The organism is Pedobacter sp. AC190 (genome assembly GCF_979258025.1).
The window spans coordinates 5,250,547-5,277,177 of the sequence record NZ_OZ409824.1; the positions used below are offsets into that span (position 1 = coordinate 5,250,547).

At 36.9% G+C, this 26,631-nt stretch carries 21 protein-coding genes; 7 read left to right on the top strand and 14 right to left on the bottom strand.

Annotated features, from left to right (window positions below):
- Positions 1–117: 117 nt before the first annotated feature.
- Genes ACZZZI_RS22760 through ACZZZI_RS22775 form a run of 4 tightly spaced genes read right to left on the bottom strand, consistent with a single transcriptional unit; the run spans position 118 to position 4,249 of the window.
- On the bottom strand, positions 118–789 hold the full coding sequence (locus ACZZZI_RS22760; protein WP_463491709.1) for an ABC transporter ATP-binding protein: 672 nt from the start codon (positions 787–789) through the stop codon (positions 118–120).
- Positions 786–2,069 carry an ABC transporter permease gene (locus ACZZZI_RS22765; RefSeq protein WP_463491711.1) on the bottom strand — a complete coding sequence of 428 codons (1,284 nt, stop codon included), beginning with the start codon at positions 2,067–2,069 and terminating at the stop codon, positions 786–788. Before ACZZZI_RS22765 ends, ACZZZI_RS22760 begins: the two co-directional genes overlap by 4 nt.
- 34 nt (positions 2,070–2,103) lie before the next feature.
- Entirely contained in the window at positions 2,104–3,336 is a 1,233-nt protein-coding gene (locus ACZZZI_RS22770; RefSeq protein WP_463491713.1) for an efflux RND transporter periplasmic adaptor subunit, read from the bottom strand.
- 1 nt (position 3,337) lies between these two features.
- Positions 3,338–4,249, bottom strand: coding sequence for a DUF6268 family outer membrane beta-barrel protein (locus ACZZZI_RS22775; RefSeq protein WP_463491715.1), 912 nt, complete (start codon positions 4,247–4,249; stop codon positions 3,338–3,340).
- Between the two features lie 682 nt (positions 4,250–4,931).
- Between ACZZZI_RS22775 and ACZZZI_RS22780 the strand changes: the two genes are divergently transcribed.
- The 4 genes from ACZZZI_RS22780 (at position 4,932) to ACZZZI_RS22795 (ending at position 8,159) form a co-directional block, all read left to right on the top strand.
- Positions 4,932–5,591: a sensor histidine kinase gene (locus ACZZZI_RS22780; protein ID WP_463491716.1), complete on the top strand. Its 660-nt coding sequence runs from the start codon at positions 4,932–4,934 to the stop codon at positions 5,589–5,591.
- Positions 5,533–6,279 carry a LytR/AlgR family response regulator transcription factor gene (locus tag ACZZZI_RS22785; RefSeq protein ID WP_463491718.1) on the top strand — a complete coding sequence of 249 codons (747 nt, stop codon included), beginning with the start codon at positions 5,533–5,535 and terminating at the stop codon, positions 6,277–6,279. Before ACZZZI_RS22780 ends, ACZZZI_RS22785 begins: the two co-directional genes overlap by 59 nt.
- A gap of 300 nt (positions 6,280–6,579) precedes the next feature.
- Entirely contained in the window at positions 6,580–7,164 is a 585-nt protein-coding gene (locus ACZZZI_RS22790) for a porin family protein (protein ID WP_463491720.1), read from the top strand.
- Positions 7,165–7,283: 119 nt separating this feature from the next.
- Entirely contained in the window at positions 7,284–8,159 is an 876-nt protein-coding gene (locus ACZZZI_RS22795) for a hypothetical protein (protein WP_463491722.1), read from the top strand.
- Positions 8,160–8,655: 496 nt separating this feature from the next.
- On the opposite strand, the gene ACZZZI_RS22800 is transcribed toward ACZZZI_RS22795, so the two are convergent.
- A complete protein-coding gene (locus ACZZZI_RS22800) occupies positions 8,656–9,828 on the bottom strand; it encodes a threonine synthase (protein WP_463491724.1) in 1,173 nt (390 codons plus the stop codon).
- 145 nt (positions 9,829–9,973) lie between these two features.
- Here ACZZZI_RS22800 and ACZZZI_RS22805 point away from each other — a divergent pair, with 145 nt between their 5' ends.
- Positions 9,974–10,873 (top strand): LysR substrate-binding domain-containing protein, encoded by a 900-nt coding sequence (locus tag ACZZZI_RS22805; RefSeq protein ID WP_463491726.1) that lies wholly within the window; start codon positions 9,974–9,976, stop codon positions 10,871–10,873.
- 331 nt (positions 10,874–11,204) lie between these two features.
- Here the strand turns inward: ACZZZI_RS22805 and ACZZZI_RS22810 are convergent, their stop codons facing one another.
- The 9 genes from ACZZZI_RS22810 to ACZZZI_RS22850 form a co-directional block, all read right to left on the bottom strand.
- A complete protein-coding gene (locus ACZZZI_RS22810) occupies positions 11,205–11,969 on the bottom strand; it encodes a LytR/AlgR family response regulator transcription factor (protein WP_463491728.1) in 765 nt (254 codons plus the stop codon).
- A complete protein-coding gene (locus ACZZZI_RS22815; protein WP_463491730.1) occupies positions 11,950–12,969 on the bottom strand; it encodes a sensor histidine kinase in 1,020 nt (339 codons plus the stop codon). The genes ACZZZI_RS22810 and ACZZZI_RS22815 overlap by 20 nt, the downstream gene beginning before the upstream one ends.
- Before the next feature lie 155 nt (positions 12,970–13,124).
- Entirely contained in the window at positions 13,125–14,522 is a 1,398-nt protein-coding gene (locus tag ACZZZI_RS22820) for a YncE family protein (RefSeq protein ID WP_463491732.1), read from the bottom strand.
- 9 nt (positions 14,523–14,531) lie between these two features.
- The gene (locus ACZZZI_RS22825) at positions 14,532–15,149 is read right to left on the bottom strand and encodes a DUF305 domain-containing protein (RefSeq protein WP_463491734.1); all 618 of its coding nucleotides are present in this window, start codon (positions 15,147–15,149) and stop codon (positions 14,532–14,534) included.
- A gap of 741 nt (positions 15,150–15,890) precedes the next feature.
- Positions 15,891–16,472, bottom strand: a complete 582-nt coding sequence (locus ACZZZI_RS22830; protein ID WP_463491736.1) for a TetR family transcriptional regulator — start codon at positions 16,470–16,472, stop codon at positions 15,891–15,893.
- A gap of 588 nt (positions 16,473–17,060) precedes the next feature.
- Complete coding sequence (locus ACZZZI_RS22835; RefSeq protein WP_463491738.1) at positions 17,061–17,504, bottom strand: nuclear transport factor 2 family protein; 444 nt, start codon at positions 17,502–17,504, stop codon at positions 17,061–17,063.
- A gap of 484 nt (positions 17,505–17,988) precedes the next feature.
- Positions 17,989–19,398 carry a TolC family protein gene (locus ACZZZI_RS22840; RefSeq protein ID WP_463491740.1) on the bottom strand — a complete coding sequence of 470 codons (1,410 nt, stop codon included), beginning with the start codon at positions 19,396–19,398 and terminating at the stop codon, positions 17,989–17,991.
- Between the two features lie 30 nt (positions 19,399–19,428).
- Positions 19,429–22,593 (bottom strand): efflux RND transporter permease subunit, encoded by a 3,165-nt coding sequence (locus ACZZZI_RS22845; RefSeq protein ID WP_463491742.1) that lies wholly within the window; start codon positions 22,591–22,593, stop codon positions 19,429–19,431.
- Between the two features lie 15 nt (positions 22,594–22,608).
- On the bottom strand, positions 22,609–23,745 hold the full coding sequence (locus ACZZZI_RS22850) for an efflux RND transporter periplasmic adaptor subunit (protein WP_463491744.1): 1,137 nt from the start codon (positions 23,743–23,745) through the stop codon (positions 22,609–22,611).
- A 1,082-nt stretch (positions 23,746–24,827) separates the two neighbouring features.
- Here ACZZZI_RS22850 and ACZZZI_RS22855 point away from each other — a divergent pair.
- Together ACZZZI_RS22855 and ACZZZI_RS22860 are read left to right on the top strand one after the other, a co-directional pair.
- The gene (locus ACZZZI_RS22855) at positions 24,828–25,751 is read left to right on the top strand and encodes a GlxA family transcriptional regulator (RefSeq protein WP_463491746.1); all 924 of its coding nucleotides are present in this window, start codon (positions 24,828–24,830) and stop codon (positions 25,749–25,751) included.
- A gap of 74 nt (positions 25,752–25,825) precedes the next feature.
- The gene (locus ACZZZI_RS22860; protein WP_463491748.1) at positions 25,826–26,422 is read left to right on the top strand and encodes a DJ-1/PfpI family protein; all 597 of its coding nucleotides are present in this window, start codon (positions 25,826–25,828) and stop codon (positions 26,420–26,422) included.
- The last annotated feature ends 209 nt before the right edge of the window (positions 26,423–26,631 follow it).

Here is a 26,631-nt window from a genome sequence, read left to right on the forward strand (position 1 = left end):
AAAAATAAATACAAAAAAGGCAACTTTAAACTTCCTTAATCATCTTGCATCGAAACTGTCGAGATGTCCCTAATCCTCTAATGGGTTTTAGGATAACCGTGACAACACGAAATTAGACTATATTATGGTTCCATCACGCATTTGAATCATAACGTCAGATTTTGAGGCGAAATCATTGTCATGAGTGATGACCAGAATGGTTTGCCCCCCATCAGAAATTAACTTTTTGAAGAATTTCAAGACAATTTGAGTATTTTCAGCATCTAGATTACCCGTTGGTTCATCTCCCATAATAATTGCAGGATTGTTAATTAATGCTCTTGCTATCGCAGCTCTTTGCTTTTGACCTCCCGAAAGCGTTGACGCTTTTTTACTCATATGATCTTCGAGCCCCAACATCACTAACAATTTTACCCCTTGTTGATCAATCTCTTTTTTTGATAAATCACCCAGTTTGATAGCAGGAAGAATTACGTTGTCTAAGACTGAAAATTCGGGAAGCAGAAAATGGGATTGAAAAATAAATCCAATGTTACGATTTCGATAATCAGAAAGCCATCTATTACTTCTGTTAGAAATGTTTAATCCATTTACTAAAATTTCACCTTCAAAATCAGTATCTAACGTAGACAAAAGATAGAGTAATGAAGATTTCCCACTTCCTGATTTTCCAGTGATCGCAGTCAGTTTATTCCTTTCGATTGTCAAATCTAAATTTTTTATAATATGATCCGATTTCTTAATTCCCAAATATTTATTGAGATTTTTAGCTTCAATAATTTTCGTCATTGGCCTCGTAATATAATGATTGGATCCGTTCCAGATGCTCTTTTAGAGGGAATATAACCAGCAATTGCAGTGACTGTGGTTGCAAAGCAAAAAGCCTCAAAATAAAGAACTGGGCTGAAATTCATTGGAAGGTAGTGAAGAGAAGCAAGCGCTTCGCTATCATAGGCTACATTGGATGAAATATAACTGAGGATAAAACCTAGAAATGCACCACATAAACCACCTAATATTCCAATAGATAAAGCTTGGGCCATAAAAATTTTTCTTATATCACTATCGGAAAACCCTATTGCTTTTAATATTGAAATGTCTTTCATCTTTTCATAGATAATAATATTTAAAATGTTATAGATTCCAAATCCCGCAATGGTCATAACAATTATCGCGATTGCATTAAAGATAAAATCTTGGAGTTCGACGCCTTCAAATAATAAAGCATTATCTATTTCCCAATAGGAGCCATTGCAAACATATTTTCCGCTTAATTCTGCAAACACTTCTTTTGCTAAAGATTTATCATTTAGTTTTAATTTGATTTCAGTTACAGAAGATGCCGGAACACCTAAAAAGTGACGAACCATGTTCGCATCTGCATAACATAATTCTTTATCAATTTCTAAAATCCCAGTCTTCACAATTCCAACCAACGTCGTGCTCATAGTCTTGCCACTTGGGCTGGACAATACGACTCTATCACCAAGTTTCAGATTTAATCTCCGACTAAGTCCACTACCCATTACAATCGAACTACGAGTGGTACCGAAATTTCCGAAACCACCTTCGATCACTTTACTATTGAGGTCAAACATTTTATCTTCATCTGCAAAATCAATCCCAGTAATACGTCCTGGAAAACTATTAGGCCCCTGATGAAAAAAAACCTGCATATTAATGGTTGATGAAACAGCGTTTACGCGTGTATCTTTCGCAAGTTGTTTTGTAATAATTATGCCCTCTCTGATATTAGCTGGTTTATTTTTGATCTTGACATGAGAAACAAAATTTATAGTTTCGGGTAAAACCCGGTCGATTACATTAAATTTCGCAATTTTGGGATCTATGAAAAGTTTCACATGAGGATACTCTACCAATGTGATATCTCTTATGTAGCGATTTACACCGCTGATATAACCTACCACATAGACAAAAACACTAATACCGAAAGTTACACTAGCAACTGCTACAAAAGTTTGACCTTTTTTTGCACTTAGCTGAGTTCCTGCGATAAAAAAGGCTAGACCAAAATCTTTTTTAAGCTGAGCTATTTTTTGATTAAACATTTTAAAAAATCTATATGATATGCCTGATTTTTTTTTATTTAGCAGCAATAACGATTTGATCCCCAAAACTCAATCCTGAAGTTATTTCAATCCAATTCTCAATCTCTCGACCAGTCTGTACGTGCTTATATTCCTTGCCCGTATCGGATACCAACTCTAATAGTTTACCTTTTTGCAAGAATTTTTTAGGTATAAGAATTGCATCTTTTATCGTACTGATTACGATATTAGCTTCAGTTGCCGACCCTGGGAACAATATTAGGTTGCCTTCTCGAACGTTTGCATCTATCTTGAAACTTCTGGTGTCCTTTTGCAATACAGAATATATTTTTGTAACTTCTGCTTTTAATGATTTACCAGGATAACTATCATTTTCAAAATAAACCACCTGTCCGACTTTCACTTTTCCAATATCCCGGTCATCCACGAGCAACTCAAGCTTGAAACGATCAGGCTTTCCAACAGTTATAATGGTTTCATCTGGATGGCAAATCTCACCGTTACGTTTATTAACTGAAAATATTTTCCCAGTTATTGGACTTCTTAGAACTTCAGTAGAGTTGATAAGTTGTTTTTGTTGCTCTAATAAAGAAATACTGAGCTCTCTTTTTTTTATCTCAAATTGTTTTTTCAAACTCAAAAATACGGACTGACTGATTTCTGAATTTATGAACTGCTGGTCTGCTTCGTACTTCGTCACCGCTTGCTTTAGATATAAATTCCGATAAACCTCCGCGCTGTTTTTATCAAAGTCACTTTTCTTTTTCGCAACGTTTATTTTGTCAGCTAACTCCTGCAAATGTTCTGATTTGTCCAGCGAATTTTTTTCAAATAGATTAAGCTGATCCTGGTTAAGCTTCCTATATTTCAACGCCTCAGTTGTTCCCATGACCGCCAAAATACGCCCTTTAACAATATTGTCCCCATCGTGAACATTAATCTTTAAAATTTCTGTTAACCTGGAACTTTTAATTGAAAAATAGTCTTGCGGAATTATCTCTCCAAAAGCGTAAACACAGTCGTTAAATTTTTTCTTGGTTACGATATAGGTTTCGGTTTTATCATTACAGGCACCCAAAGAAAAAATAGACACAAGGATGATTATGAAAGGTATGAATGAAAGTTTCACTTTTAAGATTTGTCTAAATAATTTAACCTCTGAGAGATTGCGGCAAGCATGCTTTCCAGCGAAATTGCTATTAACATTGTTTGTGGGGGAGAATTTCAACTCCGCACTTTTCTTAAAGAAATTTAACTTGCTACTCAACTCAATTTATGTTTACCGTAAGGCCAAATGCATAATATGGCGCTAACTTGAAATTATATCCATTTGCATCACTGAAAATACTTTTTATGCTTCTATCTCTATATTCAAGAGCACGACCAGCATTTATTCCCACAGTTATTGGTATAGTAACTCTATTGCCAATTTTAAATTCGGGCCGTAAGCCAACAATGACATACTGGTGGCTCACAATTTTGCTCTTCCCTTCCGATTTAACAACAGCCCCTTGACCAGTCAGCTCTGTAACAAATGACAGATCAAGATTTTTATTTACTTTATAGCCTGCAGAAATTTCTAATCCACTCACCATCGAAATCTTGAGGGAGATTTTATCTTCTGTTACCCAATTGAAGTAAATTGCAGGGAACAACATGGGATAGCCAAAGTTATTATTTAAGGCGAGTCCTCCACCCAGCTCGAGATTTGGTTTTAGCCGTCTTATGAATACAACTCCAAAATTCCCTATAAATGTGTTAAACCCAATCTCCGAAGCTTTAGCGGTTGGAGCATAAATGCCTGCACCGAGCGAGGATAATAAAGACCATCTCTTATTAAGTGGTCTCAAATTATAAATGGCAAAGCTTAAGTTCGACATCTCATTTAAAGAAAGTATTTTGGAGGTAGGCCCGTTTTTTAGCTTAGCATAAGCTAGATTACCTGATAGTCCCCAAACCGTGGGCTGATTATTTTCGTTCAGCTTAGAGGAGAGTTGTAGATTCAAGGAACTATTATATATTAACGCCGAGCCTGCCTGAACACCTACACCATCCTCGTCTATGGTATGCTCATTTACCTCATACTTTGACCGGTCAAAATATTCTGCTTTAAACATAATTTGTGAATGAGCGCCAGCACACCACAAGACAAAAAAAGTTGCCATTAATCTTCCTTTCATTATTCTTATTTTATTAATTATAGATTTCCGCAATATTAATCCACGAGTGGGAAAAGAAAAACAATCTTTGACCGAAAGGCTGTTTCTTATGATAAACGGAAGAAATGCTATGACCAAAATATTTCAAACTTCAAAGCCTTAACAAGCGCAATTGTCGTAATTTTGTTCGGCATAACAATGGGGATTTAATTCTATAGAGATTGGTAATTAAGATTATGTATTAAATCCCGCTAAGAATTAAAATCTTGAAAGTATATCGAACATGCTTATTAAATCAATAATTACTTTTTTGAAATCACCGGCGATTCTGTTTTGGATTTTGCTATATTTTGTCTTCTTCCTTCAGTTATTTTCTCAAACTTCTTTTATCGAAGCACTGTTATTTCCACTATTTCTTTTAGTTTCTATTTACCCGATAACTGGATATTTAAGCAAAAACCTGTTATACAGCGCAATCACTAAAAAAAGCTCCGCCATATTTTTGATCCAATTTTTTGTATTGTCTGCAGTCATTGGATTTATTTTTTTTGGATATGTTTGGCTTTTCTACTATCTCGAAAGCAAAAGCTATTTCCCACATTCTGCATATTTTGATTTGGAGGCTACATCGTTAAATTACTATAGTGTATTGTTCGCAGCGGGAATTATCATAAACATCTGCATTTGCAGTCTGGAGTTTTATTTGGAAAGTGTAAAATTGAATAATTCCCTGTTAGCAGCTCAACTGCAAACCCTTCAGCAACAGATTACACCACATGTTATGTTTAACATCCTTAACCATATTCATATCTTGATGCAATCAAATATTGATATGGCATCGGCTCTGCTCATGAAATATTCTGATATTTTACGTTATCAGCTGTATACTGGAAGTAGACAAATAGTAAGCTTGGATAAAGACATCCAGTTCCTAAAAGACTTTGTAGATATTGAACAAATTCGGTGGGGTAGTAAACTAACTGTTGAGGCGTGTTGGAAAATAGAGAAAGCTAATTTACAAATTCCTGTACTATTGTTTATTCCATTCATTGAAAATGCTTTCAAACATGTGTCGAAGTCTTCTGAGCAGAATTACATTATAATAAAATTTGAACAGCGCGGACATTTACTAGACTTACAAGTCCACAACTCGAAGTCGATTTTAACGTCTAAAAAAACAGATTCCTCAGGCTTAGGCTTAAAAAACATAAAAGAGCGCCTAAAAATTCTTTTCCATGAAAACCATACCTTAGTCATTAACGATCTTGAACACACCTACGAAACCCGTTTAACTATCAAACTAAATGAAAAATTCAACTTTGAACATTACCGAGATAAAAACAATGAATTGTTTGATAGTTGATGATGAATATATTGCAATTCAAGGTATTGTAAATTACATTCAAAAATTAGACTTTCTCACAGTGATTGCCACTTCTTCTTCAGCAATTGAGGCTGCGATGGTACTTGAGAGAGGTGAAATTGATTTAATGTTTCTTGACATTAATATGCCAGATCTCAGTGGTTTAGAATTACTGGAATCATTAGAAAGTCCTCCATTAACAATACTAACAACGGCTTATTCTGAATATGCATTAGATGCATTCAGGTTAAACGTTGTTGACTACTTACTGAAGCCTATATCTTTTCAGCGTTTTTTCAGCTCGGTCTCAAAAGCCCGAGAGCGATTCACTTCTTCGATTTCATTTCAGCAAAACAGCGAGAATGGAAGTGCATATATTCGTTTGGGAGACCATTTTCGTAGGATTAAATTTGACGATATATTATATATTGAAGGGATGCAAAATTACCTTAAACTATATTTCAAGCATGAAACGGTCATTATACATCAGACTATGACTCAAATTGAAGAAAATCTACCTAGGGATATGTTTATCAGAAATCACAAATCTTTCATCACCAATATAAATCATATCGAATCTATTTCTGGAGGAAGGATTTTTATCAATAATACGGAATTACCGTTATCGAAACAAAGAAGAGAGGAACTGCTAGATAATATTGTATATAAGAATCTTTTAAGTAAGTAGTAATGTTTTAGGTAATCGGAACTAAAAAAGAGATTTCTTTCAAAAGAAAGCACCTTTATTGATATAGTGTATGATTTAGTTGTTCAAAATCAATAGGTGCAGTTGGAATAAAAAATACCATTAAAAAATATACGCCAGTTTAACCATGGCAAATGAATTTATAATATCACTCGTCCACGCTTAACGCACTTTGGTCATAGCTTAAGTTATATTGGTCAAAGACATTTTTGTGCCTATCGATGTTTGATGATAATTGTGAACAATTTAGTTTAAAAAACGAACACAATTAAGATCAAAAACATGAAAAATTTCAAAACTGTTTCGACAGCAACATTTATTTGCCTTACTATTCTTACGGCAAAAGCACAAAACAAAAGCATCAATGATAAACCAGCTATAGAGTTTGGGATAAAGGCTGGTATAAGCTCTGGTTCTGCAGGAAAAGGCTTCAAGCTTTTTAGTGATGAATCAACTAAAGTCGGTTTCAACGCAGGGGTCTTTTTGAGGACTGGGGGACGTTTGTACTTTCAACCCGAGGTTAATTTGATCGCATTTACAAGTGAGTTCAATTTCAATTCAATTAGAATTAATGGAAAAAGTCGCGAATTGAATATCCCTTTAATGGTTGGCTATAAGATAATGAACAGGGAGAAGATTAACGTACGCCTATCTGCTGGGCCAGAAGTGAACTATCACTTAAAGGAGGATCAGCTTTTCAAGAACTTTGATAGTAAAAAAACAACTGTAAGTGCCCTGATTAACGCTGGGGTAGACTTTGGAGGCTTCACATTTGATGTAAGGTACAGCCAAGGTATCACCAGTTTATATAAACAGGAAAATCAAAAATTAAAGGTGTACAGTGCAAGCATTGGATATAAATTTTAGTTTTTGCTCATGTTTACAACCTCTAAGAATTTCTTGAATACCGGACGAGGGAAATCTTCAAAATAAAAATTCAGTCTTCACCAAATCCACATAGTGAAATCATGCCTAATTTAAAAATTATGAAAATTAAAAACGTATTCCAAATTTTATTCCTTGGTGCAGCCTTTACAACTTTCGAAGCTTGTAAATTAGATCCAATTATTACTCCTGACAAGGATAAAGCTGGGCAACCCACGAACCCACCAGTTGATGCGAGCAAAACTCAACTCACATCAATTACCGAGGCGGATAGTTTTACTACTAAAATCACCTATGGTTCAAATAAAAAGCCATTAGAAATCACTACCTTTTTCGATGAGGGTTTATTAGCTAAAGATAGTTGCATTTATAATGCTGAAGGGAAGCTCCTTTTTGTTAATTCATATAGTTCTATTTCTCGAAACGGAAAACCAACTTTAGAATCAATACATCGTTTTGAGACAGATGTAAACGGAAATATTATTAAAAAGGAAACTAGTTCACCCTCTGTTAAAGGATCATCCAGTATCATGACCTTCAGTTATGACAAGCAAAATCGATTGATTAGGACTGCGAATGCGGTGAAGGGAATAACTGATAGTCTGGTTGCAACATATACTTATTTGCCAAACAGTGAGGTAAAACAAGTTGTTTTGAGGAGCGGTAGTAAAATCATATCCAAGTCTCAAATTTTACAATATGATGAACACCCATCTTATTATACAAGTAAACTCTTTCCCTACCTAGTTACATTAAGTTCGGCAGAAGACTTTAGCAACCACAATGTACTTGAAAAAAGTGCTATTACGTATATAAATCAAAATTCCAAAATAGACTCAATTATCACTTTAACTAAAAACGCCTATCAGTACAACGAGCTTCGATTACCAATTAAGCAATCTTCCGTTATAACCACAATCACGAATGGAAACAAGAATAACTCGACCATTGGAGTAGTTTATAGTTATGGAAAATAGTAGAGTTGTAATCCTATTTAGATGGGTTAGATACGTTTTATCAAAAGAGATGCCGGCAATACCGGCATCTCTTTTCTGATCGAAATTTTAGAATTTTACGGGATCTTATTTTTTATAAATCAGTGTAGAACTAAATTGTAACACCAGAGATGAGATGTCTAAAATGCAGAAGTGAGCTCAAGCTCCACGATAAACGTTCACAAATCTTCTGGACATTTTTCATCAATTGGGCTAAAAATCCTAAAATTCAAATCTGTACCCCATGGCAGGAAAAAAACCTCTTTGATTTATCTCATTAACCTGGTTTGTTAATCGGTTGTAACATTTGGCAAAAATATTATTCCTGTTGGTAAGGTTCTGTAAATCGATGAATACTTGATGGAAATTTTTTACTTTGTGGAATTAAGCTTAAAACCAAATTTTATATCCCAACGGAACTAATTGTTATTGTTCCCTAATGGTTCTCTTAGCGTTAAGAATTTTGAAATCGATCGACTTATGAAATTTTTAAATTCTCAAAATATTTATATCCAGTACCCGTGTTTAGCAATAATACCTTTTCCTCAGGAAGTATCCAATCGGAATCCCTTAATCTTTTGTAAGCTTCCCATAATGCTGCGCCTTCAGGTGCAACAATTATACCTTCTTTCTTAGCAATTTCCTTGAGCGCATTTTCAATTTCCTGATCGCTAACACTTATGGCTGTACCAAAACTAGATCTAATAACATTTAAAATAATCTTTGACGCATAAGGCTTGGGTACTCTAAGCCCGTTAGCTATCGTAAATCCATTGTCAATGCCTTCAGAATCTGCTTTGTTTTCTAAAAATGCTTGGGTTATCCCGTCGCAACTCGTAGACTGTACGGCAACCATTCTAGGCCTTTGGGTGCCTATCCAACCCATTTGTTCCATTTCTTCAAAGGCTTTCCAAATGCCGATTAAACCCGTTCCCCCACCCGTCGGGTATAAAATTACGTCTGGTAATACCCAATCAAACTGTTCTGCAATTTCATAGCCCATTGTTTTCTTACCTTCAAGTCTATATGGTTCTTTTAAGGTAGAAATCTCGAACCAATCATTTTTTTGAGAAATAGAGTGTGCGATCTTCCCGCATTCGGAGATATTCCCGTCAATTTCGGTAAGGCTAGCGCCGTAAAGTCGGCACTCGTCTTTAAAAATTTTTGGGGTATTTTTCGGCATAAATACATGAGCTTTCATATTCCCTCTAGCGCAGTAAGCAGCTAAAGCTCCTCCCGCATTGCCAGCTGTGGGTATCGAGACATGTTCAATACCAAATTCTTTAGCTTTTGAAAGTGCTGCGCTTATTCCCCTTGCCTTAAAAGACCCTGTAGGATTGCCAGATTCATCCTTCCAAAAGAGATTATTCCCGCCATCCTTAAACTTCATGTTTTTAATTTCAATTATTGGAGTAAAGCCTTCTCCCAAAGAAATAATGTTTTGCGAATCACAAACAGGCAGAATCGCAGAATATCTCCACATACTGCGCTGATTGGAATTTATAATTTCTTGGCGAGTTTTATTTATAAGATCGTACCTCGCAAATAACGATGATAAACATTTATCATTGGGGCACACTGTTTGAATAGTTTTTCCAGAAAATCTATTCCAGCATGAGGGGCATTGGAGTTCTTTAAAAGTTGATGTCATATGTATAATAATTGACTTCAAAAGTATTTGTTTTAGCCTTGCCTAAGCTATATACTTTATTGATGTGACATCACTAAAAGAGATGGCATATTATGGGTAAAGTGAGGTTAGAAAATTATATTTGTTTTTATAAAATTTATACTGCATGTTAGCTTTACGCACACTGGTATTCCTAGAGGTTGCTTCCAATCTAAGTTTTTCGAAAGCCTCGAAAAAGCTTTTTATAAGTCAATCCGCGGTAAGTCGTCATATCCAGATGATGGAAGCTCAATATAATTGTGCTCTTTTCGACAGGAGAGGTAATTCGATAGAGTTAACAGAAATTGGACAAAAAATTTATATCAGCATACAGGATGCTCTAAGTATACAAAGAAAAATCGAATATGATGTAAGTTCAATTCACAGCGAAGCTGATGCGACGGGTATTTTAAAGATTGGGGCAAGCACAACGGTATCATTGTATATATTACCTGAAATACTGTCTGGATTTCATAAAATTCTGCCTAAAATTCAAATTCAAGTAGTAAACAGGAACACAGAGAATATAGTTTCGGCACTAATTAGCAAGCAAATTGATGTGGGGATTGTAGAGGTTGAGCATAAGATTAATAAGCTGACCTACGAATATTTCACTTCTGATAAGGTTATCGCTGTCTGTGCAACTAAAAGTAAACTATCAAACAACAGATCAATAACCCTTGAGGAGTTATTAACTATAGACATCGCATTAAGAGAATTTGGCTCGGGCACCCTTTCCGCAGTATCCAGCGAGCTGCTGAAAAAGCAAATCCTCGTGACAGATCTTAAATCAAGAATAAGACTGGGCGGTACAGAAGCATTAAAAAACTTTATCCTTGCAGATCTTAGCCTAGGTTTTCTACCTCAAAAAGCTGTAAAAAGAGAAATAAATTCTGGAGAATTAGTAGAAGTAAAAATTAAAGATCTGGAAATCAAGAGAGACTTTTTCTTCTTGACTAGATACGGTGAAAGTTTTGATCTTATTAAAAGGTTTATTAGGTACTCAAAACAGCAGGTCTCATGTTGAAAATCAATAGCATATTGTTACCTGTCTTAATTAGCCTTTCAAAAACGAGAAATCAAGGTCGATTTATTCAAACTTTATATAGAGACTGATTCAGAATAATTAAGTTTCTATCCCAACTTGTGCAGACAGGTGTTTTTAGGACTTGCAAATATTCGGGTTATAGCGAGCAAAGATTCTTGATACTGGTAAATGATCGGTCGAACTACATAACCAAAGAAGTCGAACTTGGTTCCAAAAACGATAGGTAAAATTGGCCATGGTTCATTCAAAAGGCCTAATAACAACGCTGATCAATGCAAAAAATTAAAATGGAATGTGCGAAACCATGGTATCAACGATTTTCTAACCATGAGAGGAATGAAACGGATTTATCCTTTCCAACAATAAGCTTGTCAATAGTAGGAACAGTCAAGGTCAGATATAATTTGCGCAGGAAATAATGCTCAACCTCTTTAACAACCGAAAAATTAATTAGATACTGCCTATTGATTCGAAAAAATTGCTCTTTCTGTAATAGATTAGCTAATTCATCTAAAGAATTTTTAATTTGATACGATTCCTCGTCTATTGTCATTAAAAAAGTCGTTTCATTTCTGATAAAAAAATAAGCTATATTTTCGGTCTTGACAGTTATGTATTTGTTATTTTTAAACACCAGAAATCCCTTCTTTCCACCATTACTTATTTTTTCAAGAATTGTTTGCAAATGTTGGGTTGCATTATCCTGTATTTGAAAAAAGTTTTTAAGTCCTATTACTTTTTTTATTGCCGCTTCCACACTTTCTTTAGAAAAGGGCTTCAAAATATAATCAACGCCATTTGCCTTAAAGGCATGCAGGGTATATTCACTGAAGGCGGTGCAGAAAATTACTGGTGCAGTCACTGCCTGTGATTTAAAAATCTCAAAACACAATCCGTCACTCAACTGAATATCCATAAAGATAAGGTCGGGCTGTTCATTTTGAGAAAAATAGAGATCAGCTTTTTCAATACTTTGTATACTAGCCACTATCTGGGCATCAGGCTGTACACTTGTAATCAGATTAGCCAGCGCCTTGGCTGTTTTGATCTCGTCCTCAATAATGATTATATTCATGTATTACGGGTAGCTTAACTTTAAAATTAGACACATTTCTTTTTACCACTATTTCCTTCCCTACTAGATGGAGGTACCGTTGATTGATGTTCACTAAACCTAATTGAGTTGAGGCTTCAGCATTTATTTTTGGCTTTAGCTTATTTTCTACGATTAGATAGTCATCTAAAACATATAATTTTATATAAAGAGGATAGTCAAGGGAGATGACGTTGTGCTTAATACAATTCTCAATCAGCAGCTGCAGGGTAAAGGGAGGGATATAAGATTGACTATATGCCTCACCTATACTATCTTCTATCTCAATCCCTTCTTCAAACCTAGCTTTTAGAAGATAAATATATGACTGAAGTATGCGCTGCTCCTCAACCAATGGAATAACATCCTGTCTCCTACTTTCCAAAGTATGTCTATAAAAATCTGATAGTTTTAGAATAAACTGTACGGAATGATGGTCGCCAAACTCAATCATTGATTTCAGAGTGTTTAAGCTATTAAACAAAAAATGTGGATTAACCTGTTGTTTGAGTAAAGCGTATTGTGCATTCAAGTGCGCAATCTTGACTTTTTCTAATTCTATAGCAATTACCTTGTTGTGATGGCTTTCGTAGAGCAGATGCAGGAACATGTAGATCGTTAAATTAATCAACACTCCTCTGAATTCGTACATCGATATCATTCCCCCAAATCCATATTTTGGAAACAAAAATTGATGAATACTCACCAAAGCCAACATTAACACAGCACCCAGGCAAAGACTGGATAGCAATCCTAAGCTAAAAAATCTTCGGTCTGAGTGGTCTGTCGAATATTTTGGCAGGTTGTATATGTTGAAAAACCACAACATAACCGAGAATAAAAAAGCTATTGAGGCATCAACCAATAATTCAACCCAAGTAATATGAATTTGTAAGATTTTTGGAATAGAAGCCAATATTCCCATGAATAAGGCGCTGAACCAAATTATTTTAGCTGGTACTCTAAAAAAAGGAGGATTCATATCTCTATGTAAATTACTGGGTGAAAAAAATTATACGATAAGGGCAAATCCCTTATCGTATAACCAAACCTAAGAAATAATAAAGCGAGTTACCAAAATTATATTTAGAACTATCCAAGCTCAACAATAAGGTTTGATATGAGCAGATAGCATTTTTACTTCCCTTTACTTGTCATTACAACTTTCTTGGTTTGGGCGTCAAGTAATATAACGGTATTGTATTTTTTATGATTCAGGCCGTCAGCCTTATTAATTAAGCCAGTCGACTGTCCCATATAAACACCTTTATCGTCTGTTGTGAAACTGTTTATTTCGTAATTTGCATCAAACGGGGCAATGGAAGATTCTGAAAGCGCCAGTACATAAGCCGTTCTTGGATTTAATGAATTGAAAGCTTGTTCAACGAAGTCCGTTAATCCTATGCTCCGAACCGCTAACCTACCTTTTCCTTTAAATATTTTGTCTGCACTTTGAAATGATAATACCTGAGTCAATGTGGTATCATTAAGGGCTTTTAAGTTATTCTGACCACCAGTTTTGGACGCTGCGTTCTCAGCGTACACTAGCGCTTGAGGACTTTGTCCTATTTGTGTAGAACTCACGACTTTCATTTTCTGCAGATCGATACAATCAACCTTGTCTGCGAATTCCAATCCAACATAAGCCATCCTGCCATCTGGAGACGTCCAGATACCATGAGGAAGGGCGCCAACAGCAATTGAATTGATCAATTTAAAGTCGGCAGCAACGTCGTAAACATTTACTTTGTTTTCCCCACCAACAGTTACCAGCATCAACAGTTTGCCGTTAAGATCTGCGAAGGTCACGTGATTGGTAACAGCACCACTGTTGATTACTTTAACTACGGACAACCCAGCATTTATTACGGTAACTTTTCCAACATCTTTGTGAGTTAGTGCAATCCATTCTCCCTTTGGACTAGTAAAAATATTCGGTGAGAATGGGCTGATGACAGGTATCTTATTTACTACTTCATAGGTTTCTGTATTGACGACTTCTAATACTGGCGTAAAACTAGAACACACATAAGCCAACTTCCCATCAGGAGAGAAAGCAATCATGCCAGGACCATCCGCAACAGGTACTCTCTTTACTTCCTTCATTTCTTCAACGTCAATTACGCTCAAGTATGCTTCACCACGGACGGTAACCCAAATCTGCTTACCATCGGGAGTAAATGTAGGTTCATGGGGAGAACGACCGATGTATATTGTTTTAAGTATTTTATTCGTTTCCGTTGATATCAGTGTAACTGCATTTGATCCAATAGAAACCGCTGCCAATAATCTATTTTCAGGAGAATAACGTAAACCATGAACGAGTACTTGCCCCTTATATAAGGCACTTAGAATATTTGGAGCAGGTTTTCCTAAATTGATTTCTCCCAATAATTTATTCGTAGAGGGATCGATAACTGATACAGTGTTGGAAATCTGATTTCCAGTATATACTCTATCTTGCGTGTAATCATGTTGTGCTTGGACTCTAAAAAAAATAATTCCAAGTAAAAGAGTTAAAGTTAATAATTTCATATATATATTTTATTTTAAGAAAGATTTCATTTGTTCTATTTCAATTTCCTCTGCTGCAATTAGCTGCTTAGCAAATGCTTTGGTTTGTGTGTCTTTTGAGAACTTCAAGACTACTACAGCCATATCGATTGCGGCCTGATGATGAGGAATCATGACCATCGCAAAGGAATGATCAACATCTGTTAATTTTCCATTATCGGGCATAGTTTTCATCATCACATCCATAGTTTTGAGCATCTCTTTTGGATAATCTTTGGGAATATCACCCATTTGATGAGACATTTTCTTCAGCTGCAGATTCATATTTTGAATATCAATTTGCTGTTCAGCCAATATGCTTTTGGCCAACTGGATCATCTCAAAACTTTTCCCGTTTTCAATCTGATATCGTGCCATCGCTATCGCGCCCTCATGATGGGGTATCATTTGCCACATAAAGTCAGCCTCCACAGATTTTATTTTGGGTATATGCTCCATCTTTACCATCATGGTATCCATCATTAATGCGTACACATTTTTGTCCTTTACTTCCGCAGAAGTATGGTGGTGCTTCGACGATTGCGCTCTAGTTGATATGCTGCAAGTTAGAATTAACAGCATTAAGTACAGCTTTGAAATATTTTTCATTTTATATTGATTTACTTAGGTCGAAAATAGTGTTAACATACATAATTTGCCATCGAAAGATAGTTCAACTGGACAAATACAAACCTCAAAGGGGCAAAAGTACAGTGCACACACCTTCATTATTTTAAAACCCTCGCTTTTATCAAGTATCAGATTAAAGTAAATGTCAATTCTTTTAAGGAGCAAACATTGGTTTAGAGAAACGATCGAGTTTTAGTTAAAAAAGCTGTAAATATTTGTATTCTTTACGGCCCGTTGTATAAGTACTGATCTCTACAAAGATTAGAATTGCCCTGTAGTAGGAACTAAAAACATCAGAAACGTTGTTAATTTATTTTACATATAACCAATGACGGGCGGGTATATAACGCCAGCAAAGAATAGAAGACTAATGAAATAAAAATTTTTAATCCCCTATTAAGTTAATGAAACTTCAGGTTTTTAATCGTTTAAAACACCTTGGGTAAGCGGGATTCCTTCTATTTATGCCTTCTCAACATTTTTTTTACTCTCGTTTTTTTTGAATGGTCTGGGAATACAGATTTGCTTTCCTAAAACGATGTTATCTCCAATGCTGGATGCCAATTTACTTCCCTCAAGGAGGGATCTGATTATTCAATGAAAGAACTTGAGATAAAATCCAATCCTTTGATTGAATCAATTGAGCAATCGGAGCTTGTCTTGGGATTTAATGAGCAATTTCCATCATACTGAAATAGCGAATGACACAGTATTTCGAAATTAATTTTTAAAATATTTATCCAGGCCTTGAAGATAAGTCTCATAGGCAGAAGTGCCGAATAATTTGCCCATTCCCCTTGCACCTGCATAGCCGGATACAATAAAATTAGCGGCATCTTTAGGGATGATGAGCGAATCAACTGTACCATTATCTTTACCTGATTGAAGGACCTGTTCAAGACCTCCAATCCATTCAACCATAGTGGTGCGCAACTGTTTTCTTAAAGATGCGCTATGGGGTGAGACTTCCTCAATAAGGTTAATGGTGGGACATCCAAAACGTACGTCAAACATTTCTTCATCGTACAAAATTACTCGAAGATGTTTCAGCATATCCTTAATGAGATGATTTGAATTCTCCAAGGGTGCAATCCAGATTTTGTGAATATTGGGTTGGATCACTTCTTCGATCATGCTGAGACACATTTCCTCCTTGGTTTTGAAATGGTAAAAAAACGCGCCCTTAGTGACCCGCAGATTTTTTAAGATCTCATCGATACTAGCTGCCTGATAGCCATTTTTGTATATAACGGACATCGCCATCTTTAAAATATCTAAACGAGTTTTTTGTGCTTTAGTCATAGCGTACCGTATGGTATGTAAGCAAACATATTATCTTTATATTTCTCACACAAGAATCTAGGCAGTTCTTTTTTATTTATTGCTAAAAGATGACTTAAGTCTTAAGGAACATATGTGTCAAACTTTCAAAGATTTCTTTCCGCCAAGAGGAAACTCGAGTAATCTGAGATGGTGAATTATAAGGTTGTTGCCAGTAATTAAAGTTGCCCCGAATATGGTGTTTTAGTCTTATGGTACAAACCATGAACTCAACTTATTTTTCATCTATCAGTTAGGAACCAACTTATAATCAATTCAACTTACTAAGGAATGCTCAGGTTTGCGCATACCAGCGATGTTAATATTTCAAATGTGATTTTCCCTTGTAGCTGGAGGCCTGCAATTCCTGGCAACCAAAATCGACAACTTTGTAAAAGCATCATTTTGTTTGGCAAGCTATTACTACGGAACTGAAGTTTTCCAATTCCGTAGTATACCCGCCATGGCATAGCTGAAGGAGACTAGATCGTTTAATGCTGAAGGTCAACTTGTGATCAGAAACTTTTGATGCGTTTTCCATTTCTCTGCTCACAAACGCCACAATAAATGTTAATTTTCATTGTAGAGATGGTAAACTTTCGAAATTATTTTCCATTCCCCGCCGATCAACATCAAAGAAAGATAATCTATTGAGTTTCGTTTTTCACCGGTAGACTTAAGATCCGCGAGCGCTGAAGCTGTATTTGAACTCCTATGCAGAATGCTAATTTTAGCTGTTACTTTGCTTAATGGTCCGAATTGAGTTATCGTATTATATAAATTTTGCACACTCCCTTCTTTTATAACCCCAGTCTGATTGAATCCATACATAATAGCATTTTTGTGAAAGACACTTTTCAATGTGGGAACCGAACCTATCTTAAGCCCGATCACATAGGTGTTAATAGCCTCGATAATTTCCTTATCCGACGACTCTGAAGTATTTGAATCATGATTTTGCGCAAAAGTGGCCATACTGAAAACAGCAAGGGCGATAGTTAATAGTTTTTTCATCTTTTTTTTTTAATTTATAATTAGAATTTATTTGTATAGGTTTTAAAGGTCCTAAACCTTTGGATGGGATTTCCGCTGAGAAAAATCAAATGCTTGGAAAGATGCCCACATTTTTTTGTCAGAAGTTACGCCGGTGACTTCTGCTGAACGTGCAGAAATGTTATGACTCTTCGAAGAATCTCCATACTATTTTATTACGTAAATCTAAATTAGTTCAAGGAATGCAGTCTATTTTTTTATTGATCTCTGAGGTGGAAGACTTACTTGTAATAACTCACTCCTCATACAAAAAAATGAACCTGAATTAAAAATGTTGTTTGCTGTCCAATAACTTCCCCTAACGCTCCTTGAGATAGTCTTTCATAAAATGATGAAACAATATTATAGCTTTTATTGGCATTGTAAATTTGTCGATAAATCTTCTTTTTTCCCTATTCATGTTGCAGTTTTTTGGCCTATCCGATGTATGAAACAGCGATTTATATTAAAGCACTCCGCCCCCCAGCCCCCTATAAAGGTCTACCAACGCTGAAAGCCTTGCACCTTTAATTGTTGCGAGTTCAAGTTCGCTAGATAGAACATTTTGTTGAGTAATGATAACCTCAAGATAATTTGCTAGGCCACTTTTGAAAAGTAGATGAGCATTTTTTGATGCGCGCTGGAGGGTGATAACACGATTGGAGGCAATAGATTCTTGAGATTTAATCTTTTCGATTTTCACTAATGCATCCGAAACCTCTCCTATCGCTTTTAATACTATCTGACGAAAGAAAATTACGCAGTTATCCCGTTCAATCTTTGCAATTTCGAACCGAGTTTTGAGTTTTTTCCTTTCTAATAGTGGCTGAACTACACTTGCGCCAGCAATGCCAAAGAGCGAAGACGGGATGTTAAACCAATTTGTGGCTTTTATGGAATTTAAACCCGATGTTGCTGTTATCCTTAGGGCAGGATACATCTCCGCCCTGGAAATTCCAACTTTGGCATTCGCAATTGTTAGATCGAGTTCCTTCGCTCTCACATCTGGTCTGTTGCCAACCATTTCAATTGGTATCTCCGAGGGAACCACCAATGGAAAGGCAACTTGATCTAAAAGAACTGCTCTTTTTATTGAGGAAGGAAATCCTCCCGCCAGAAATGATAGGGCACTTTCCTGTATCAAAACAGCCTGCTCAATCTGAGGTATCAGCTTCTTTGAAGTTAGGCACTGAGCTTGTGCCTGTTGAACAGCCAGTTCGGTTACCTCACCAGATTCAAACTGTAATTTGACAATCAGAACCACACTTTCGTTGAGCTTCAGGTTTCTATTGGCTGCATCGAGCTGAGCATCAAGCGTAAGCAAGTTAAAATACCCCTTGGAAACCTCAGAAATCAGTCTAGTCTTCAATGCGTTTTTTAATTCTGAGCTTTGCATGTAGGAGGCAATTGCAATTTTATTGGTGTTATGAATCTTGCCCCAAATATCTGCTTCCCAAGAAACACCAATATTTGCAGAATAATCTTCCAGATGCTCTGCACCTAGATATTGACTGAGAGTAAGTCCATTTAGACTGTTTTTGGATGGCATGGTTATGCTTGCCGAAGCACCAAGACCAACCGTTGGAACACTATTTAGTTTAGATTGCTTAACGATAAGCTCAGCCTTTTGCATATTTTTTAATGCTATCATCACATCATAGTTTTTAATCAAAGTGCTGTCAATTAAATTTTGAAGATCGGCGTCAACGAAAAAGCTTTTCCATGGAATTGCAGAAAGATTTGGCGTGACTTGTTGAGGTGCCAGGTCTGGGAATTGAGATGATATTCTTGGTGTAGGAATATCTTTAGGTATACTGCATGAGGCGAAGATCGCCATCGAAATTATCCAAAAGTAAGGTTTAACAAATTTGTTCATTAACTTAAATTTTATAGATCAAATGAAGGTTTATACATCAAGTTTATGGTCTGCCGACGGCTCATGGATAAATTTTATTCCTGAGATCCTTTCGTGAAGCCCTTGAAATATTACGAACAGCACAGGTATGATGAACAGACCTAGAATTACTCCGCTTAGCATTCCCCCAGCCGCCCCGACACTGATCGAATGATTGCCCATTGCAGATGGTCCAGTGGCGCGCATCATAGGGATTATACCTGCGACGAAAGCTATCGAGGTCATTATTATCGGTCTGATCCGAAGTTTAGCCGCTTCAAGTGCGGAATCAACTAGTGACATACCCGCTCTTCGGCGTTGGAGGCCAAATTCCACTATTAAAATGGCATTTTTTGCTAATAGCCCGATCAACATAATAAGAGCAACTTGTATGTATATATTATTTTCAATTCCTGCAAGCCCAATCGCGATAAAAACGCCGATAACACCAGTAGGAACGGAAAAAACGATTGCAAACGGAAGAATATAACTATTGTATTGCGCACAAAGCAGGAAATAGACAAACAATAAGGAGAGCAAGAACACGGCGAGCGATTGACCTCCAGAGGAGATTTCTTCCTTGGTAATCCCCGAGAATTCGTACGAATAACCTGATGGAAGGGATTTTGCTGCAACTTCGCGAATCGCATCTATCGCACTACCTGAACTGTAGCCAGGTTTCGGCAGCGCATTCACTCCGATAGAGTTAAATAGATTGTACCTCGTAATCACCTCTGGTCCAAAGACTCTTTTAAGAGAGACCATAGCAGTGATCGGAACCATGTCACCCATTTTGTTCTTAACATATACATTCTTCATGTCTTCGGGATCGGCACGTTCATCTTTATCTGCCTGCACCATCACCCTGTAATATTTACCAAATCGATTGAAGTCAGATACCTGAGCACTACCAAAATAGGATTGCATGGTACTGAAGACCTGTTGCTCATCAACACCAAACTGCTCTACTTTCTCATGATCAAGAACCATCTCCAGTTGTGGGTAGTCTGCTCGGAAACTACTGAAGGCAACCGCAATTTCCTTTCGCTTCATCAGCTCGGTTATGAACCCATTTGCGATTCCACTAAATTTGTCCAGCTTACCGCCAGACTTATCCTCAAGTACAAAATCAAGTGCATCCACATTACTAAATCCGGGTACCGTCGGAAAACTAAAAACAAAGGACTTTGCCCCTTTAATTGTCGAAACACGCTTCTTAAGTTCTGCCATATTGGCTACGACGTCGTTAGTTTCTCCCCGCTCACCATCACGCTTCATTCTGAAAAATGCTACACCTGAAGATGGTGATGAAGAGGCTGTCAACACATTAAATCCGGCAACCTCATTAAATGCGAATTTGGCTTTCATATCCCGTACTTTGTCCGCAGCTTCATTTAAAACAGCTTTTGTCCGGCTAAGTGAAGATCCAGGTGGTAGATTTACTGCAATTGCTATAAATCCTAAATCCTCTGAAGGTATAAATCCGGTTGGCGTTCGCCTTATTAGCCACCCAGTTAGCAAAACTACAAGTCCCAAGCCTACTAAACTCAACCACTTATGATCGATCATCTTTTTAACATTACTAACGTAACGTTTAGTAAGTATCTCAAAACCGCTATTAAAAGCGTAAAAAAAGCGTTGTTTAAAAGAAGTAGGTTTAGATGAAGTGTGGCTATTGCCGTCTTTCAATAAAAGCGCACATAATGCAGGGCTCAAAGTGAGTGCATTAACGGCGGAAATTACTATTGCTATTCCTAGCGTAAAGGCAAACTGTCGATAAAATACGCCAGCTGAACCTTTCATGAAACCGACAGGAATAAAAACCGCAGCCATGACTAACGTTATGGAAACTATAGCGCCAGTTATTTCATGCATTGCAGAAAGTGTGGCTTCCTTTGCCGACATATTAGAATGCTCTAGTTTGGAATGCACAGCCTCGACGACTACAATTGCATCGTCAACAACTATTCCGATAGCAAGTACCAGGGCGAAAAGAGTTAATAAATTTATTGAAAATCCGAATAAGGACATGAAAAAAAATGTACCAATTATGGCAACCGGAACTGCAATAGCAGGGATAAAAGTTGACCTAAAGTCCTGAAGAAATAAATAGACTACAATGAATACAAGAATGAAAGCTTCAACCAGAGTGTGTTCGACCTGATTAATAGATTGGTCAAGCATTTCCTTCGTGTTGTATAGAATTTGTTGCTTCACTCCAGGAGGAAAGTCTTTCTCTGCATTATCCATAAATTTTCCGATGGCCTCTTGAATTTCCCTTGAATTTGTACCAGGCAACTGTTTAATACTAAAAAGGATGCTTTCTTTATCATTAACGGTATTCAGGTTATTGTATGTATAACTTCCGAGTTCGACGCGGGCAATATCTTTCAAGCGTAACATACTTCCATCGGGATTTGAGCGAATGATCATTTTGGCGTATTCATCGGGCTTTGTATATTTACCTGAATATCTGATAACATATTCAAAAGAGCGAGTACTGGATTCCCCGAAGCGACCTGGTGCAGCCTCTTGGTTTTTGCTTTTAACCGCTGACATGACTTCGTTGGGCGTGATCTTGTATGCAGCCATTTGTGCAGGATTCAGCCAGATTCGCATCGAATAATCTTTGCTCCCACCAAATATAATAACTTGCCCTACCCCATTGATGCGCTTTAGTTGTGGAATGATGTTGATTTGAGCATAATTAGTTAGATATGTTGCACCGTAAAGCTTTGGTTTTTCACTCAAGAGGTTGATCGACATTATGGTCGAAGTCTGCACTTTCTGGGTGGTAATGCCTGCCTGAACCACCTCTGGAGGGAGGAGACCGGTTGCGGAGGAGACACGATTCTGAACATTGACTGCAGCCTGATCTGCGTTAGTTCCTAGTTTAAAGTATACAGAAATAGTTAGCGTACCATCATTACTTGATGATGAGCTCATATAACTCATATTCTCTACGCCATTTATGGCCTCTTCTAATGGGGGTGCAACGGCTCGAACCATAGTTTCAGCATTTGCTCCAGGGTACAATGCCGTGATTTGTACCACGGGAGGTGCGATATCTGGGAACTGCTGAATAGGTAAACCTATTAGACCAACAAATCCCAAGATGAGTAGCATTATTGAAACGACCGTCGCAATAACTGGCTTATTTATGAATATTTTAAGCATTTATATTGATACCGATTAATTATTAACTAAACCGCTTTGTTGAGGAGTCGCTTTTACACTCAAGCCTTCTTTGAGAGATTCCATGCCCTTTAGTATCAGGCGGTCGCCCGCGTTGAGTCCCTGCGAAACATAATAGAAATTACCGCTGGAACCTGAAACTTTCAGCGCAACTTGGTGGGCTTTATTGAGACGGTCGACAATGAAAGCGAATACCTTGTCCTGATTTTCAAATGTTGCTGATTGAGGAATGGTTATTAAACCTGCCTGTTTTACGCCAATTCTGACTCTTCCACTATTTCCCGACCTCAGCAAACCCGCTTTATTAGGAAATGTTGCCCTTAATGTTATCGCCCCTGTACTCCCGTCAAAAGCAGCGTCTACCATATCAAGCACGCCCGGGCTTGGATAAGCTGACTCTCCTGACAGGATTAGTTTTACGTTTCCAGAATTTTTAAGTTTCTGAGAAATAGTAGATCCATAGACTCCCTGCTTGAAATTGACGAAATCAACCTCTCCAATAGAGAAGTAAGCACGAATTTCTCGATTATCAGAGATATAGGCGATTGGAGAAGGGTCCGAAGGAGCGACAAGACTTCCATTTTTCTTAGCGATTCTACCCACATAACCACTCACAGGCGCTCGGACAATTGTAAACCCCAAAACGATTTTGGCACTGGAAGCTTTCGCATAAGCTTGCTTTTCTTTGGCAACCGCTGCATCGAACGTTGCTTGGGCGAGCTTTAGCTGGTATTCTGATACTACATTATTTTCAACCAATGGTCTTAATTTTTCCATATCCAGCTTCGCTGCTAAAACACCAGCTTTAGCGCCAAGTATTTCCCCCTCGGCATTATTATATTGTTCATGGTATGATCTAGAGTCGACTTGGAATAAAGCTGCACCCTTTTCAACATATGCACCCTCGTTAACATAAATTTTTTCCAGACTCCCAGAAACCTGGGCACGGATCTCCACGTCAGAGGATCCTTCAAGCTTTGCTGGATATTCTTGATAGATAACTACATCACCACTCGCGAGCGTAGCAAAAGTAACTTCGGGCACAGGACTGACTTCTTTACGCTCGGCAGATGATGTACAGGACAACACGGATATTATTGGCAACATAAGCAGATATTTCACATTTGTATTCATAAATTGTTTAAAATATATAAGATTAAATAAAGGATTCTTGTGATATAAAAGACCAAGCGTCTGGAGTGTCTACTCATGTGTGGACAAAAATTATAAAATGTAATTGCCCCACACTCAATCTGTCAGGTTTTACAATAAGATACCATTAAGTACTTTTTTTAAAAAAAAATATATCTCATGTTCAAAAAGGCCAGACCACTAAACTAAGATCAAATTATTGACTTTTTATGCTTAAAATGAGTTAAAACAGATATACATACATAAATTAAAACATTAGAACAGTAAACGAAAATCACAATAACATACCAAATGGTATTCTCCAAATGTATTTATGTTTTTTTGAAATTACTGAGGTAATGCTGTCATAAATAAGTAAAAGATTAGGTTTTACTAAGCAACAAATCACTAGACTTTCAGCTTCAAAATAATTTTCCAGCTACTGGTGGGTAGAAGATTTGGTAGTTATGGGTGATGCGAACTTGGCGCTATAGACACATCTGAGGACCTGTTTTCAGGATTAAATCCCCTGGTCCTGAATTTTTAGAAATAAATTTTGTTTTATTAAAGCGTTCATCTGTTTCAATAAAAATTTTGAACTTTTACAAACAGAAAACTTCCATTGTCTATTTCACCATTCATACAATCAACAAAGGTTACAGCCTGGGGGTTCGCAAATACGTTTAATTCCGATATTTAAGAGAGATGGATTGCAAGAAACAGCTGGAGCAAATACGCTTTGGTGATAACCGGAAGCTGAGCACTTAATATCTGTTCTGCTGACGCTCTGATAGACTGAAACGCTTTGAAATTCGGGAAGATGAACCAACTGTAACTCTTTGCTGTAATGCCTATTGCTAAACCCATTCTTTCCATGATCTCACCAAATTCTCGACTAAGAAAAGTCAATGAAAAGTCATTGGTTTTCTAGAATATAACCTCTACCCTAAATGTAAACAAGGGTAGCAAATAAAATAATCCACTATCTTTGGACTATTGATATTACTCATTATGATGTTACTAGTAAGAGCATTTTTTTCAATTAGATTGCAGGAAATAATCCGTTAACTTTATTAAAGTTTATAATGCCATTGAACGTATATTTTTACCTTACACCAGAAGTGGTTTTATTAGACATAGCTGGTCCTGTTCAGGTGTTCCATGAGGCGGCGATGTTCGGCATTGTCTACCAGCTACATTTTCTGGGCGTCACCTCAGACTTAATCAGTTCTGCTGGCTTAAGCTTAAATTCGCTGAGTGATTTAAGTGATACCGAACCAGGCGGGGAAGACATCATAATTATACCGGGTTTTTCAATGAACTTCGATCATGTTGAATCATATAAAACGGTATTTAATTGGTTAAAACAAGCAAATACTAGAAAGCTGACCATTTGTTCGATATGTACAGGAGCTTTTCTTTTAGCGAAATGCGGACTTTTAACGAACAAGAAATGCACTACCCATTGGCGCTACATAGATACGCTTAAAAAACAGTTCCCAGCACTCAATGTTGAAACTGATAAATTATTCGTAAAAGATGGTAACATTTACACAAGCGCGGGGATTGCATCTGGAATAGACCTGGCATTATTTCTTTTAGAGGAGCGGCATGGGTTGGAGGTAGCGATGAAGGTAGCGAAGGAAATGGTGGTTTATCTGAAAAGGGATGGAGGTGAAAAGCAGCAAAGTGCTTACCTTCAATATCGAGACCATACAGATGAGGTGATTCATAGAATTCAGGACTGGATAATTCATCATGTTGATCAGAAACTCTCTATAAATGAACTGGCAGCACTGGCAAATTACAGTCCCCGTAATCTAACCAAAAAATTTAAAGAAAGAACAGAAACCACTATTTCACAATACATTAGGACCATTCGAATAGAAAAAGCAACAAATTTAATAGCAAGAACCGACTATAAACTTGAACATGTTGCAAGGCTTTGTGGATATAAAAGTACAAAACAATTACGCAATATCTTGGCCTCTAATAAAATGAGTAAATAAAATTTGCCTGATTTTACCGCATTTTGTCCTAATCATAATCTTCTCGCTTTATATTTTTGAGAAAAAAAATAATTATGATTAGAAAAGTTGGAATATTTATCTTCGATAAAGTAGAGATCCTTGACTTCACTGGGCCCTTTGAGGTCCTTGCCGCTACCGCTGAAATTAACAATGGGGCTTTTTTTGATGTTTTCACTTTCGGAATAACAAGCGATCCAATTTCAGCTGTTAATGGCTTATCGGTAATCCCAAAATATTCCGTAATAGAAGTCCCAGCTATAGACATTCTAATTATTCCTGGCGGAGAAGGCACCCTTGAAGTGATAGAAGACCAAGAAGTTTTGGATTGGATAAAAAAAGTAGATACCACGACAGAATATACAGTCAGCGTATGTTCTGGAGCTCGCGTGTTAGCGAAAATCGGTCTCCTCGATAATCTTCCATATTCTACACATCATTTAGTTTATGATGATGTAATTAAACTTGCGCCGAGTGGCATCCCACAGTGGGGGGCAAGATTCACCGATAATGGGCATATCTTGACATCAGGTGGCATGTCAGCAGGGATAGATGTTTGCTTTCATTTAATTAAACAATTATTAGGTGAAACAATTATGCAAAAAACAGCGGATTACATGGAGTATAACATAAATTTTAACGATCATGCTTGAGGTGGCATCATCTAGGAATGATGCTATTTTTCGCTGAGCATTCAGCAATTATGTTTCTCAATCAGAGCATGGCTGCCTTTATCCGTTAAGGAAATACTAAGGTTAAACACTGTGACAATAGCTCATAACAAACAATGCTTAATTTTTACTTGTTTTTAATTTCCTCATGCCTGAATGTTCTTTATTCGGTTGCTCATCTTTCCCTGAAA